This window comes from Dialister hominis (genome assembly GCF_007164725.1).
Taxonomy (GTDB): Bacteria; Bacillota; Negativicutes; order Veillonellales; family Dialisteraceae; genus Dialister; species Dialister hominis.
Genome location: NZ_AP019697.1, coordinates 429,413 through 443,633 on the forward strand (window position 1 = coordinate 429,413; position 14,221 = coordinate 443,633).

Consider the following 14,221-nt stretch of genomic DNA (forward strand, 5'->3'; position numbering starts at 1 on the left):
GGGGAAATATCTACACGAGCAGTGATGGATTCGGAGCAGTTAATTTTCCTCTATCGTATACGCAAAATTGCTTTGGGATTTATGCCATGGCACAAGACACTGCAGAAACGCATGAACATGTTTCGTACTATCAATTGGGAAAATCTAGTTGTATGTTTTATACAGAAACAAATCAAAGCGGTGGGAAATCGCTGCATTGTTTATACTTTTCTGTCGGATATTAAGCCCAGATGTTCAACAGTGGGGACGTATAGTAAATTCTAATGGTAATACAAATACATATGTAACATTGCCAATCTCCGCAACACACGGCATAGGAGTTCTAAATGTATCTGATGCAGGAACTAGTGATGCCGTGTGGAATGGAGATTTAGTCTCCCAAAACATTATATTGATAACGACATATCGTCCTAATGGCATTTCGACTAAAGGAGTAATGGCAAAATGGATTTTGGTTTATTTTTGAGTAGACAACGTTAAATGGCTATTTCCCTATAGCAATCCAATAACTGCCCTTCGACTCTGTAGGCTGGCCATCGCTAATTATTTGGATTTGATTCTGAGATAGCACTTTTACTACTCTGATAGACCCAGAATTTGAAACTTCGCCATTTGCAGTGGCGACTAACGTATATCCGTTATTATTAAAAGCAATAGGTAAAGCAGTTAGCATACCATTGGATAAAAATCCCCACTGTTTAGTTACTGCCGATGATAAGGCATATACCAGTCACGTTATTGGTTTGAGCCTTAACCCCTATACGTAAAGAGCAGGTGGTCGCCGTAAAGTTTGTACAAGCGCAACTTGCTGGATTGGATACTGGTCCTCCTTGATGGAGGACTGTAACAGCAAGTGCATGTGCCATTTGTACTGGATAAGTTATTGTGGCATCAAAAATTTGTTCGCCGTTTAAGTGAAACGTATCTGTTGTTACCCACTGTAGAGGGATTGTTACGAAACAGGAGAAGTAGGTTAGAGTAAGCAGAGTATGCATGATTTTTTAAAAATAAAATCAATGAAAAACCCGCCAGAACATCAGATATCTACAATCGTAGAAGTGTAAATATATGCTAATCTGGCTGTTTTATCCAGTATCAATAGTAACAACCATCAAGCCACGGATAATGCAGATAATACGGTAATGCGTGCGATTGATTGAGTAGCGTACTAGTAACACTACTTTAGCAGCTCTATGCATTTTCGTAGCTGTCGCAAGCCCTTGTGTGTGTAAACCCTTTCAGTCACATCTCCTCCGGCATGACCTAATACACGCCGTTTTGCTGTTTCATTGGCTCCTGCATTGTCCAGCAGTGTTGCTACAGTATGGCGGCAGTCGTGGGTTGTATGACCATCAGCTTTGATGGAGTGCATGACATCACGCCAAAGCTGGCAATAGCGACTGTAGTCATATTGCTTTCCTTTGGAATCCGCTATCAGATGCACACCGATTGATTTCATACGGTTTGTAATGAGAGGGAAAATCCGATGATGGATGGGGATGGTTCTGATGCCGGAAACGGTCTTGCTTTTTGTAATACGCATGTATCCCTGCCGGAGGTTCACATCATTCTTCTGGAGTGCCAGCATCTCGCCAACACGCATACCGGTGTAAAGCAGAATGAGCACCGTATCAACACCGGGCTCATCGCAGTGTGCCCAAAGCCGATTAATTTTCTGCCGACTGAATGGATGGTGTGGATGTACAGCCTTATTCTTGCCGATTGATAGCAGGGGAGCGTAGCATTTATTTATCAACTCAATTTTCACAGCATATTTTTCAAGTAACGAAATCAAAGAGCGGACTTTCTTCAGAGAACTGTAAGACAGCCCGCTCTTTCGCATGGAATCAAGAATTTTCTGGTAGTCTGCATATTTTAGACTTTGGAATGGCTCATAGTGAAGAGGAACCAAGTGCTTGAATGAATTGGTGTAGCTGTCAAGTGTTGACTGCGATGGTGCGGTGTTGACCGTATGAGCAGGAAGCCAACGGTAATAGAGCTCAGCAAGCGTTATCTGATGACCTGGAAGGGAGCGATGGAAATGAAATTTATTGTAGTCAGCTTGAAAGATTTCAGCTTCAACCTGCGTGGAAAAGTACTCGACAGGCTTTTGCTTCCCATGAACGCTGATAACAAATACAAATGGCCTCCTCCGATTGCCGGAGAGCTTTTTGATTGAACCATATCCATTTGGTTTACGCATTTTAAAATCACCTCATTTTTATTGTTAAGGAGATAACTTATGAACGCAACAAATGTTGATTATTACATCGTCGGCTTTAAGTCGGACGGTAGCCGTGCCGCCGGTAAAATTTGTATGTTTGATCCAATTAAACATCCGGATAAGCTGGAAGCCGAAGCAGAAAAGATGAAAGCGGATAATGCCGATATTGTGACAGTAAAAGCCGTCACAACCGAAGATTACATGAACCTGCTTGGAAATAATACTAATGGGAAAGAGTACATCCTGAGCGGTGAAACCTTCGTGCCTAAGCCAGATTATGTACCCACCGAAGCCGAGGAAAAGCAGGCCGCCATCGCTACTATAAAAGCAAAGTATCATCCAACACTGGATAGTTTGGTAGAAGCTAGGGTAAAAGCGGCCATGCTGGGCGCCGACACCACTAAGATTGACAGCCAGTACAAAACTACCCTTGCCAACATGGCAACGGAAATCAAGAACGCATAGAGGAGGGATAAATCATGGAATTTTGCGAATATTGCGGTAACCTTTTAAATGAAGACGGGCGCTGCCCATGGGATGGATGCCCGCACAATGCTATTTTGGACGCCATGGCAGAAGCCAAAGCAGCCGATGAGAAGAAAGATAAGAGTGAGGACAAAACCTGATGGAATTCATGGGGCAGATTTACTGGTACGCTTACAAATCAATTTGCAACATTACAACAGGATGGCCATTCAAACTGGCTGGCGGAGCAGTGCTACTAGTCGTTGCACGGCATGCCGCCTTATTTACGGCTTTTTCACTGCTCGTTGTACTTGATTTATTCGCTAAATTCATTGCGTTGTCTTACGAGATGATAAAAACTCAGGGCACTGAAAGCCCATCGCTGCTGGAATCAATCAAAGCGATCCCAGAAGCACATCGGCAGCGGATTATCAACTCGCATGAGATGAAGACGCAGTTTTCCGGGAAAGTTATTGTCTACATCATTGCTGTTATGGCAGCTGGAATTGTAGATTTTATAGTTGGCCATGCAAACTTTAGTCAGATAGTCATCGCTTACCTGGCATCGACGGAGCTTCTGAGCATTATCGAAAATCTTGACGATGCAGGTGTATCCGCCGTGCATGATTTAGTCGGGTTAATCAAAAGAAAGAGGGCGTAAAGATGAATGTTATCGATTTATCAGACTGGAATGAAAATGTCGACTGGTCCCGTTTCATTGACCACGGCATTGGCGGTGTAATCGTGAAAATTTCAGAGGGCCGCACTCTTAGCGAACTGTTTGCAAAGAATATTGCGGGAGCCGCTGCTCGTGGGCTCCCGTGGGGCGTCTATTGTTTCTCTCATGCACAAACGACAGAACGGGCGAAAGAAGAAGCCCAGACAGTAATCGACGCATTGGATACTTTAGGATATGGAACACCGGACTTAGGAATCTGGCTCGACATCGAGGCTCCAGAAGTAGTAGGGCAGAATGCTGATGACGTGACCGCAATTTGCAGCGCATTCATATCCGCTTGCAATGCCGCCGGCTATAGCGCCGGGATCTATGCGAGCCTCTCAACATTGACAGACTGCATCAACGTTAATGATCTGGCAGACTATGTGCCGTACTGGTGCGCTCAGTATGCCGAAAAATGCGACTTCCTGGATTATTACCCTGACAATAGACTTACAGGGTGGCAGTGCACAGACAGCTACATTATAGACGGGAACACTTATGATCTGTCAGTTTGGTACTAGGGGAGGCTTGGAATTGTGGAAAATAAAAAACAGAAGCTGTGTGCTGCTACTCTTGCTTGCGTTGTGCTTCTTGCCGGCCTTGTGTGGTTCCTCTGTGCAGGCAGAAGCGATGTATCAGATATCAGAAGGGGAGCTCAATCAGTTACAGAGCAACTTGACCGAGCTGAAAGCGGACAACGAGAACAAGCAGGATCTCTTGACAGAGCAGCAGAAGCAGCTTCAGATAGTCAACGAGCAGCTGGAGAAATCCAGAGCATTGAACGAAGAGACGCAGACCTCATTAGCGGAAGCCAATCGATCATTGACAGAGTTAGAGAAAGAGGCACAGCACAAGATACAGGTGAAGACTAGACAGAGGAACCTGTGGATTTCTATTGCCGCCATCTGTGCTGTTGCGGCCATTGCTAAATAAAGGCAGAAGAAGAGCGGATGCAGAGATGCATCCGCTCTTTTTTAATGCTTCTAATCGAAATGATAAAATCAATATGTAACAGGCTATCAAAAAATCCTGTATTTATCGAATAATTGTGAAAACTGGCCTTACTATTTATATAGTTGGGGCTGATCGGGGTATGTATCTACCTGCATTGGGCCCATCGAAAACTAATGCCTCACCGCCTCCGATAAATGATAGGGTAAAAGTCGGCAACTCCTCAACGGTCAAAAGTCAAGAGGGGTATGGTGGCAAAAGGTGGCAGAAGAATACAAATTTTGTACTCTCCATGTCCCATGTCACTCACAAGTCAAGCACATGAGGATTCCCATGGCCTCTGCGTTATCCCGCTTTCAGTTCCAACGGTTAAGCACAGGTTACTCACACTTTATTGATGGCTTTCCTCAAATCCGCCAAGGTTTTATGTGTGTAAACGCCTTTCGTCACTCCCGTGCGGGCGTGTCCGAGTATCATCTTGACGGCCGTTTCATTGGCCCCTGATCTGTCGAGCATGGTGGCCAGCGTGTGGCGGCACTCATGGGGCGTGTGGTGCATGTTCAGCTCTTTTATGGCGTGGTCAAAGAGGCGGCTCTTTTCTTTTTACGGCAAAAAAACGGCAAAAATCTTATGATATTTTATAGTTTTTAATGGTAAATACGAAATGGCTGCAACCGCTGATTTTATCGGTAAATACTATTTTTATTGTAATTTGTGACGGTACACGGCATGCATAAAATAAGTTATACACTAATTGGACAGATTGTGGAATGAAAAAGGACGATATGATATAGGTTTCTTTTGTATTTTCAAAATAGAGGCCTTTTTAAGCAAAAATGAAACCGAATTTGATTAGTTGTATGATTCTTATTGTCAACTGTGTAAAAACGCGTTTAAATGGCTTTATAACGCATTTTATGGTATAATATAAACGTAAATCGTTTAATTTTTTTGAGGGCGCGGACTTTCCGCGTTCTTTTCATGGCATCTTTTTCAGATGCCGGAGCAAGGCAAAGGAGTTTTTATGGAGGATTGGAAAGAAGGTAAAATCATCTCGACGCCCCTTGAGGCGCAGATGAAAAATTCCTACATCGACTATGCGATGTCCGTCATCGTGACGCGCGCACTGCCTGATGTCAGGGATGGCTTGAAACCGGTTCACCGCCGCATCCTGTATGCGATGAATGAATCGGGCATGCTGCCGGGCAAGGCTTACAAGAAGTCCGCCCGTATCGTCGGCGATGTCCTCGGTAAGTATCACCCGCACGGCGACACAGCAGTGTATGAATCCGCTGTCCGCATGGCGCAGGATTTCTCTACCAGATATCCGCTGATCGACGGCCACGGCAACTTCGGTTCTGTCGACGGCGACTCCGCGGCTGCTATGCGTTATACCGAAATGCGTATGGCAAAGATCACGGTGGAAATGCTCCGCGACATTGATAAGAATACGGTCGATTTCGTACCGAACTACGATGGATCCCTGCAGGAACCAGTCGTTCTTCCGTCCAGAATTCCGAACCTTCTCGTCAATGGTTCTTACGGCATCGCTGTCGGCATGGCAACGAACATTCCGCCGCACAACTTGAATGAAGTCATCGACGGCCTCTGTGCTATGATCGACAATCCGGAAATCACGGTCGATGAGCTGATGAAGTACATCAAGGGCCCGGATTTCCCGACGGCTGCTATCATCCAGGGCCACAAGGGCATCGAAGACACGTACCGCACCGGCCGCGGCAGCATCACTGTCCGTGCCAGAACGGATATCGAAGAAATGCCGCATGGCAAGAACCGTATCGTCGTAACGGAAATTCCGTACCAGGTCAACAAGGCGCGCCTCATTGAGACAATCGCCGACCTGTCCAGACAGAAGGTCCTGGACGGCATCACGGCTCTGCGCGATGAATCCGACAGAACGGGCATGCGTATTGCTATCGAGCTCCGCGCTGACGTGAACCCGGAAATCATGCTGAACAATCTCTTCAAGCATACACAGATGCAGATCAACTTCGGTGCTATCATGCTGGCGCTCGTTGACGGACATCCGCGTATCCTGAATCTGCGCCAGATCCTGTACTACTACCTGAAGCATCAGGAAGAAGTCGTCACCAGAAGAACGCAGTATGAACTGGACAAGGCAAAGGCCAAAGCCCACATTTTGGAAGGCTTGCTGATCGCTCTTGATCATATCGATGAAGTCATCCGTACGATCAGAGAGTCCCGCACGGACGACATCGCAAGAGCTTCCCTGATGGAAAAATTCGGCCTTTCTGAAAAACAGGCTACCGCGATCCTCGATATGCGTCTCAGAAGACTGACCGGTCTGGAACGCGACAAGCTGGAACAGGATTATAAGGATGTGTTGGAAACGATTGATTACCTGACCGATCTCCTCTCCAGCCGTGACAAGCTGATGGGCGTAGTCAAGGATGAACTCCTCGATGAGAAGAAGAACTTCGGCGATGAACGCCGTACGGAAATCGCTGAAGCTTCGAACGATTTCACGATGACCGATCTCATCCCGGATGAACCGATGACGATTACGCTGACAAAGCAGAACTATATCAAACGCATGGATTCCGCTGATATCCGCGTCCAGAGAAAGGGCGGCCGCGGCGTATCCGGCATGAAGATGAAGGATGAGGACTATGTCTGGAAGCTCCTCAGCACCTCCACTCATAACAGGATCCTCCTCTTCACGAACAAGGGCAAAGTCTACATGAAGACAGCCGTCGAATTCCCGAAGTCGGGCAGAACGGCAAGAGGCAGCGCTCTCATCAACTTCATCCCGGGTCTTGCTCCGGATGAAAGGGTGACCGAGCTCCTCGATATCGATGCAGGCGATAAGGATATGAAGTACCTGCTCATGGTCACGAAGAAGGGCTATATCAAGAAGACGGAAATTTCCGAATACAAGAACATCAACAAGAACGGCCTGATCGCTGTCCGTCTGAATGATGGCGACCGTCTCGTCACTGTCCTTGCTGTCAAGGGTGATGAGGAAATCATCATCGGCACCCGTCAGGGCATGGCTATCCGCTTCTCCATCGGAGACGATGAAGTCCGCACGATGGGCCGCGCTACCGCAGGTGTCCATGCAATCCGCCTCTCTGATGACGACGGCGAGCTCGACGAAGTCGTAGGCGCAGTTCTTGCTACGGATAAGGATATCTTCACGATTTCCGCTGACGGCAATGCGAAGAGAAACAAGTCCTCCGCATACCATCTCCAGGGAAGAAACGGACGCGGTGTCCGCAACTTCAAGAAGGGGTACGAAGTCGTCGCTCTCGTAGCCGCTGATGACAATGATGAACTCGTCGGTGTATCCGAACAGGGCATCACCATCAAGACAAAGGCCAGTCAGATCTCCAGCAAGAAGGCAAGAGCCGGCCAGGGCGTCATCCTCCAGAGACTGGAAGACGGCGACCGCATCGCATCGATCGATGTCATTTCCAGCGATGACGACGTCGATGAAGACGAAGAATAATCTTTTCATATAGTATAAAGAGACAGATGTGAGATACTGCAAATGGTATTTCACATCTGTTTTTTTATTGTCATTGCTGCCTTGTCAGCTGTCTTTTGCCGTTTGTCCTTCTCATTTAAAAAATATTTAGGAAAATTTTCATAAAAATGCGCTTCTGGAAATGCCCATAAAAAGGGAAGAAATGAGGTCTCATGTTTCATTTTCTTCGATATAACAGGCCTTCCGGGGCATGCATTTCCGCCACGCCCGATTCTATCGGGAACTTGATAGTTCTTATGCATAACTACCATATATAGGATGCAATTAATGAATTTGACACCATATAAAGTATTTGGTACTATAGTCATGCACTAAGAAATACATATCCCAGACACCCGGGCGTCTGGTCAGAAACATCTGAAATTATCTTATAAAAAATATCCATTAAAGTGGGGGATCGTTATGAATCACTGGTACGATAATGAAATCAGCCAAGGCATCTTGAGAGAGAAGTATTATCACAAGGGTGAAACAAACCCTGAACAGTTCATGGACCGCGTCAGTTCTATTTTTGATGATGACCTGCGTCCAAGAGTGAGAGGATATCTGGAAGAAGCTTCCTTCTGTCCGGCAGGCCGCGCTCTCTATGCTGCAGGCTCCAAGGGCAAGTTCAAAGTTTCCCTTTCCAACTGCTATATCCTTCCTTCTCCGAAGGATGATCTGGAATCGATCTTCAAGTCCAACTACGAGATCGCCCGCATTTTCTCTTACGGCGGCGGCATCGGCATCAACATTTCCGGCCTTCGTCCAAAGGGCAGTGAAGTAAGAAACGTTGCAAGAACTTCTACAGGCGCTGTTTCCTTCATGAAGATTTTCAACGTGACTGGCGAAGTCATCAGCCAGAACGGCAGAAGAGGCGCTATGATGGTCGGACTGAACTGCGATCATCCGGACATCTATGAATTCCTGCATATCAAACAGAATGAAGAAAAGCTGTCTTCTATGAACATTTCCATCCTCTTCACGGATGAATTCATGGAAGCTGTCAAGAATGATACAGACTACACTCTCCGCTACCATGTAGAATCCACCGGCGAAAATATCGAACGCGTCATCCGCGCAAGAGATTTCTTCATGGAATTCTGCGAAACCCAGTGGGACTGGGGTGATCCGGGCGCGCTTTTCTCTGACCGCCTGAATGATTACCATCTGCTGGCCGGCTATCCGGAATACAAGATTGAAATCACCAACCCATGCGGCGAATTCGGCGGCAATGCTTACAACGCATGCAACCTGGCAAGCATCAATCTCTACAGCATGATCGATGACAAGTTCAGCGATGAACCGAAGCTGAATGAAGAAAAATTCCGTCAGACTGTTTATGACGGCATCGCAGCTCTCGATGAAATTGTTTCCTATGGCTATGACATTCAACCGCTCGATGAAAACAGAACCTGCATCGACGACTGGAGATCCCTGGGACTTGGCCTCTTCGGCGTAGCAGATGCTCTCGTTGCCATGAAACTGAAATATGGCAGCGAAAAGGCAAATGCATTCATGGGCGAAGTCATGAAGATGATGCTCCTGACAGCTCTCCGCTCTTCCTGCGACAGAGCCAAGAAGCTCGGCACCTTCGGCAAGTACCGCTGGGAAGCTACCAAGCAGTCCCCAGTCATGGATCTTGTGAAGGAACTGGATCCGGAGCTGTATGAAGACATTCATCAGCATGGCCTCAGAAACGGCACACTGCTTGCCATTGCTCCTACCGGCACCATCTCCCTCCTGATGGGCAGCTATTCTGGTGGATGCGAACCGCTCTACAAGATTTCCTACGAAAGAACCACGCATAAGATGGAAGATGTACACGGCAGCTTCCGCGTCTATGCGCACAGCGTCAAGGACCTCCTTGAATACCACAACCTTCCGCTCAACCTGACCGATGAAGAAATCATCGAACGTTTCCCGTGGATCGTAGAAAGCCATGAAGTGCCTTTCGATGACCGCGTGAAGCTCCAGGCAGTCATGCAGAAGTATGTAGACAACTCCATTTCCAGTACCGTCAACCTGAAGCACGATGCAACTCCGGAAGATATCTTCCAGATCTACATGGATGCATGGGAAAGCGGATGCAAGGGCATCACAGCATTCCGCGACGGCTGCCGCCGCGGCAACATCCTGGGCGTCGATGAAAACGCCAAGGCTGATGAAAAGAAAGCTGACGGCAAGGTAGAAAAGGTTAATTTCGAACCTAAGAAACAGGAACCGACCTGCCCGCACTGCGGATCCCACCAGATCCACGTCGAAGGCCACTGCACCACCTGCAACGAATGCGGATGGTCCACCTGCAGCCTCGTCGAAGGAGCTTGATGAATAACTAAACAAAAAAGGGGCTGTGACAAAATGGTTAATCATTTTGTTGCAGCCTCTTTTTTGCGTCTTTATTTCATCATTTTTAGCTCTGCTGTAAGCCTTTTACGTAAAAATGCGCGTAAGCCCCCTTACCCCCATAAGACTTTTAATTATATTGTCTTAGGCGGCAATCCTTATACGCATTATTTTTGTGATGTATTTCCTTAAATTATAGCCAAGTGCTACCAGGTATAACTCGGCTTTTACAGAATCTATCCCTTTTCTGACGATTCTTTTGTACCATCTGTCATGTTTCATGATTCCAAAAGTTCCTTCAGCCTGGATTGACCGGTTCATTCTTAGCAGGGCTCCATGGATGCTTTCCAGATTATCCTGAACCTCCTGGTACATGTTATTCCGTTCTCTGCTCAATGAGATTCTTTTGTTCTTCGGGGTCTTTTTACATTGCTCTGCCAGCGGGCATCCTTGGCAGTCTTCGCATTCAAATACTTCCTCCTGCCTGCCGTATAAGTTCCCTCTGACCAGATGTCTATAGATAAATTTGAAAGCCCTGTCATTTGGACAACGGATGGTTCCATTCTCATCAACTCTAAAGTTTATTGGCCGAAACGGATTGGTATGGTATTTCTTGTCTTTCGTTTCTTTCTTGTACATGGGGAATTTCATATACTTTTCCATACCGTGCTGCTCGCAATAGATGTAATTGTTGAAAGATCCATATCCTGCATCTGCCACAGGATACTTAGGATAAGCCCCATAGACTTCGTGGAATTCCTCCATCAGCGGTACGAAGCAATCCATATCTGAACGATACTGGTTAACATCAATTACGGCAATAAATTCATCGGCAACACCTATTTGGACATTGTATGCAGGCAGAAGCTGATCATTTCCCATGTAGTCCGACTTGATTCGCATGAATGTTGCATCCGTATCGGTCTTCGAATAACTGTTTCTGGAAGTACCGCATATCTGTATCTTCTCAACATATTCTTCAAGTTTTGATGTATATGCCTTAAGCTGCTCATACTTGCGTTGATGATCGGACTTGCGATGCCCGCTTCCATGAACAAAGGCCGTCTCATCAATCTGCCAGATTTCTTTTAATTTATCCAATACCAGACGCAGATAGTCCGGAGCGTATTCTGTATTGATGTTTACACTCATATGGTCATACTTAAGATCATCATTGAGTAACTCAAAAAGGCTGGTAATCTTGGCAAAAAGCTTGTAGCGGGATTTTTCAGCGGATTTCTTCCATACCCAGCTGTATTTATTTGCGTTCGCTTCAAACTTGGAACCGTCAATATATATATGCTGCAAATCCACGTTGAGTTTGCCGCAGAGTTCTTTCGTAATTGAATAAAAGATATCCTTGAGAGAATACTTAAGAAAGCCCTTCACGAAATGACAGAATGTCCGATAGGATGGGGCTTCATAATTCATCAGGTACATATATCTGATATTAACCCTGCAATTATCTTCAAGTTTTCTAAAAGAGCAATATCCTTCTTCTGCGAAACCATAGATGATCGTTTTCAGCATGTTGACGGGATTATACCTGGGTCTGCCAGCGCCACGCGTCGGTATGTAACGAAGGTACTTTTTAAGATCGATTTCCTCCATAAATCTGTCATACATTAAAACAGGATCATCGACATTGAGAATCTCAGAGGGAAACATTGGCAAAATGCCTTGTTCTGCGGTAAAATGATTGCTAGTGTTGTTATTTTTCATTGTAAAAAATTATAACACGAAAGGCTCTGCCCCGGACCAAATGATCCGGGGCAGAGCCCTTTTTGTTGGGATGAATTTTGTCACATCCCCTTTTTATATTGTCACATACGGATCAGCGGAATTATTTCAGCATCTGATCGAAATCATTATTCAGTTTCTTCTCGGACTGGCTCAGCTGGTTTTCTGTGGATGCAACCCATGCTTCGTTGTTGGCAAGGTCCTTCTTTGCCATCTCGATCATCTTATTGAGTTCAGATGGCTGCGGCCCGCCTTTGACGGCGCGGTTGTGAACGATAGCAACGGGATCCTTTGCATTCTTCCATTCTTCTGCTGTCATCGGGAAGGTCTTCGGGATGGATGGGTCTTCCTTGGCAACATCGGCTACGGATTTAGCATAGATGGTCTTGGCATCTTCATAGGAGAAGTCAGCCGGAGTGATGTTGTTGGCTCTTGCATAGGTAACGACATCAGAAGCGAAGTGGTGGCCTACGCGGAAGGGGATGCCGTATTTCTTCATGAGCTGGTCGGCAATTTCCTGCGAGCAGGTCCAGTCAAGATTCAGTTCTTCGAGCGAACGGTCCGGATGGATGACAAGGTTGTTCAGGATGCGGTCGAATTCGGAGAGGACTTTCGTTGCCTGCGGTACGATGTCCATTCTTCCACTCAGACGTCCGTCAGCCATGCCGGCAGGAATGTTGTGGGAGCGGAATGCTGCTTCGACAGACATGCCAAGGAGCGTGGAAGCGTCAGTGCGGCAGGAGTTCAGGATGCCGGGATTTCTCTTCTGCGGCATAGCGGAGGAGACATATGTATTTCCGCCGCCTTCTTTAAGAAGAATCCACGGACGCGGCTGTGCGTACTGCTGCATGATTTCTTCAATGAAGCTTGTCGTGTGGATGGCGATGGCATTCGTGATACCGCCTGTTTCAATCGGCGCTTCCTGCGGGAAAATCTGTCCTGCATCGTACGTATTGTAGGCGATGGAGTCAAAGCCGAGGTAATCGGCCATGCGGTCGCGGTCAAGCGGCCAGCCGGTGCCGTTCAGGACCATGGAGCCCATCGGAGAGCGATTGAGGCGGGCATAATATTCTCTGACACGCTGCATGTCGCGGTTGTATGCATTGGCATAAGCGATGAGGTGGTGAGCCAGGCTGTTTGGCTGGGCAGCGACGCCGTTCGTATAGTTCGGGATGATGGTGTCCTTGTTTTCTTCAGCCAGCTTGATCAGGGAACGCTGCACGTTGTCGAGCTCTTTGGCCATGGCCATGAGATGTTCTCTCTGTTCCATGATGCCGACGGTCGTCAGCATATCCTGGGAAGAACGGCCGGCATGGATCTTCGTGACTTCCGGGCCTGCTGCCTGGATGAGGTATGGTTCGAAAGCGACGACATTCGTCGGACGCGGGCCGCCCGGCTTGTTTCCTTCATCAAGGACCTTCTGGATGCCATGGGCAATGTTCTTGCCTTCAGCAGGGGTCAGGAGCCCTTCATCGGTATTGATGATATCAGAAGCTTTATTGATCTGGCCGAGCCAGTAAAAGTTGTCTCTGGGTGTCTGGTCAGCAGCAAAAATGATCGAGCCGGACATCAGCGCGCAGAGCGTGAGCGCCATCAATGATTTTTTCATAGAATCTCCTTTCAAAACAGCAGGCATGAGCCTCGATGTAAACAAAATCTGTACTTATTATAACAACGGTAGACGTGTACTAAGTCAATGAAAGTATTTATAAGAAGAGATAGAAGAAATAGTTATATATGGTAATATAATGTAATAATATATAAAACCAATATGTAAAACGACAGGGAAATTTTCCGGTGAGTTTCAGAAGATTTCCCGCTCCATTTTCGTGGCTTTTGCGGCCTTAAAAAGAAATTTCAAAAAAGATGAGGATGTAAAGTTATTTTGCTTGACATGGCACTCTCCTCCCTGTATAATGATAAACGTTATGGTGATGCTATGTCTTTAGAAAATGTAGTTCAGAACGGCGAGCTCCTTGATTGTTACGGCGAGCTCCTGACGCCAAGGCAGCGTGAATGCCTGGACTTGTATTACAATGAGAATCTCACGTTGGCTGAGATTGCGGAATATTTTCATATTTCCCGCCAGGCGGTGCATGATGCCATGCGCCATGGCGAGGAGCAGCTCCGGACGTATGAGTCCGCCCTTCATCTGGCGGAGGCAAGGATCCGGAGACAGAAAGCGGCCGAATCGCTGGAGGGTATGATCCCTGAAGCGAAGAAGAGCGAAGCGGAACCGCTGCTGCGGATTTTGACGGAATGAAGG

Annotated in this window: 15 protein-coding genes; 9 read left to right on the plus strand and 6 right to left on the minus strand. The window is 46.8% G+C overall.

Annotated elements, in window-relative coordinates; genetic code table 11:
- The first annotated feature begins 8 nt into the window (after positions 1-8).
- A complete protein-coding gene (locus Dia5BBH33_RS11475; RefSeq protein ID WP_456298280.1) occupies positions 9-224 on the plus strand; it encodes a gp53-like domain-containing protein in 216 nt (71 codons plus the stop codon).
- A 260-nt stretch (positions 225-484) separates the two neighbouring features.
- Here the strand turns inward: Dia5BBH33_RS11475 and Dia5BBH33_RS11480 are convergent, their stop codons facing one another.
- Positions 485-673 (minus strand): gp53-like domain-containing protein, encoded by a 189-nt coding sequence (locus Dia5BBH33_RS11480; protein WP_456298277.1) that lies wholly within the window; start codon positions 671-673, stop codon positions 485-487.
- Between the two features lie 504 nt (positions 674-1,177).
- On the minus strand, positions 1,178-2,203 hold the full coding sequence (locus Dia5BBH33_RS02030; RefSeq protein WP_143332279.1) for a tyrosine-type recombinase/integrase: 1,026 nt from the start codon (positions 2,201-2,203) through the stop codon (positions 1,178-1,180).
- A 39-nt stretch (positions 2,204-2,242) separates the two neighbouring features.
- Here Dia5BBH33_RS02030 and Dia5BBH33_RS02035 point away from each other — a divergent pair, with 39 nt between their 5' ends.
- From Dia5BBH33_RS02035 to Dia5BBH33_RS02050, 5 genes are read left to right on the plus strand one after another with little or no spacing between them, the layout of a single operon-like run.
- Entirely contained in the window at positions 2,243-2,689 is a 447-nt protein-coding gene (locus tag Dia5BBH33_RS02035) for a hypothetical protein (protein WP_143332280.1), read from the plus strand.
- Positions 2,690-2,703: 14 nt separating this feature from the next.
- Positions 2,704-2,850, plus strand: a complete 147-nt coding sequence (locus tag Dia5BBH33_RS11145) for a hypothetical protein (RefSeq protein ID WP_162849328.1) — start codon at positions 2,704-2,706, stop codon at positions 2,848-2,850.
- On the plus strand, positions 2,850-3,350 hold the full coding sequence (locus Dia5BBH33_RS02040; protein WP_143332281.1) for a phage holin family protein: 501 nt from the start codon (positions 2,850-2,852) through the stop codon (positions 3,348-3,350). Before Dia5BBH33_RS11145 ends, Dia5BBH33_RS02040 begins: the two co-directional genes overlap by 1 nt.
- Before the next feature lie 2 nt (positions 3,351-3,352).
- Positions 3,353-3,931: a glycoside hydrolase family 25 protein gene (locus Dia5BBH33_RS02045; protein WP_143332282.1), complete on the plus strand. Its 579-nt coding sequence runs from the start codon at positions 3,353-3,355 to the stop codon at positions 3,929-3,931.
- A 13-nt stretch (positions 3,932-3,944) separates the two neighbouring features.
- The gene (locus tag Dia5BBH33_RS02050; protein ID WP_143332283.1) at positions 3,945-4,343 is read left to right on the plus strand and encodes a hypothetical protein; all 399 of its coding nucleotides are present in this window, start codon (positions 3,945-3,947) and stop codon (positions 4,341-4,343) included.
- Positions 4,344-4,745: 402 nt separating this feature from the next.
- Here the strand turns inward: Dia5BBH33_RS02050 and Dia5BBH33_RS02055 are convergent, their stop codons facing one another.
- Positions 4,746-4,919, minus strand: coding sequence for a tyrosine-type recombinase/integrase (locus tag Dia5BBH33_RS02055; RefSeq protein ID WP_143332284.1), 174 nt, complete (start codon positions 4,917-4,919; stop codon positions 4,746-4,748).
- Between the two features lie 466 nt (positions 4,920-5,385).
- On the opposite strand from Dia5BBH33_RS02055, the gene gyrA reads away from it, so the two are divergent.
- A complete protein-coding gene (gene gyrA, locus Dia5BBH33_RS02060; protein ID WP_108849996.1) occupies positions 5,386-7,851 on the plus strand; it encodes a DNA gyrase subunit A in 2,466 nt (821 codons plus the stop codon).
- Between the two features lie 50 nt (positions 7,852-7,901).
- Here gyrA and Dia5BBH33_RS02065 read toward each other — a convergent pair whose 3' ends face one another.
- Positions 7,902-8,132 carry a hypothetical protein gene (locus Dia5BBH33_RS02065; protein WP_143332285.1) on the minus strand — a complete coding sequence of 77 codons (231 nt, stop codon included), beginning with the start codon at positions 8,130-8,132 and terminating at the stop codon, positions 7,902-7,904.
- A gap of 160 nt (positions 8,133-8,292) precedes the next feature.
- Between Dia5BBH33_RS02065 and Dia5BBH33_RS02070 the strand changes: the two genes are divergently transcribed.
- Positions 8,293-10,197, plus strand: coding sequence for an adenosylcobalamin-dependent ribonucleoside-diphosphate reductase (locus Dia5BBH33_RS02070; RefSeq protein WP_108849994.1), 1,905 nt, complete (start codon positions 8,293-8,295; stop codon positions 10,195-10,197).
- A 162-nt stretch (positions 10,198-10,359) separates the two neighbouring features.
- Here Dia5BBH33_RS02070 and Dia5BBH33_RS02075 read toward each other — a convergent pair whose 3' ends face one another.
- Complete coding sequence (locus tag Dia5BBH33_RS02075; RefSeq protein ID WP_143332102.1) at positions 10,360-11,937, minus strand: IS1182 family transposase; 1,578 nt, start codon at positions 11,935-11,937, stop codon at positions 10,360-10,362.
- A gap of 121 nt (positions 11,938-12,058) precedes the next feature.
- Entirely contained in the window at positions 12,059-13,564 is a 1,506-nt protein-coding gene (locus tag Dia5BBH33_RS02080) for a lyase family protein (RefSeq protein WP_022381492.1), read from the minus strand.
- Positions 13,565-13,849: 285 nt separating this feature from the next.
- On the opposite strand from Dia5BBH33_RS02080, the gene ylxM reads away from it, so the two are divergent.
- Positions 13,850-14,218 carry a YlxM family DNA-binding protein gene (gene ylxM, locus Dia5BBH33_RS02085; RefSeq protein WP_232518111.1) on the plus strand — a complete coding sequence of 123 codons (369 nt, stop codon included), beginning with the start codon at positions 13,850-13,852 and terminating at the stop codon, positions 14,216-14,218.
- Positions 14,219-14,221 lie beyond the last annotated feature (3 nt).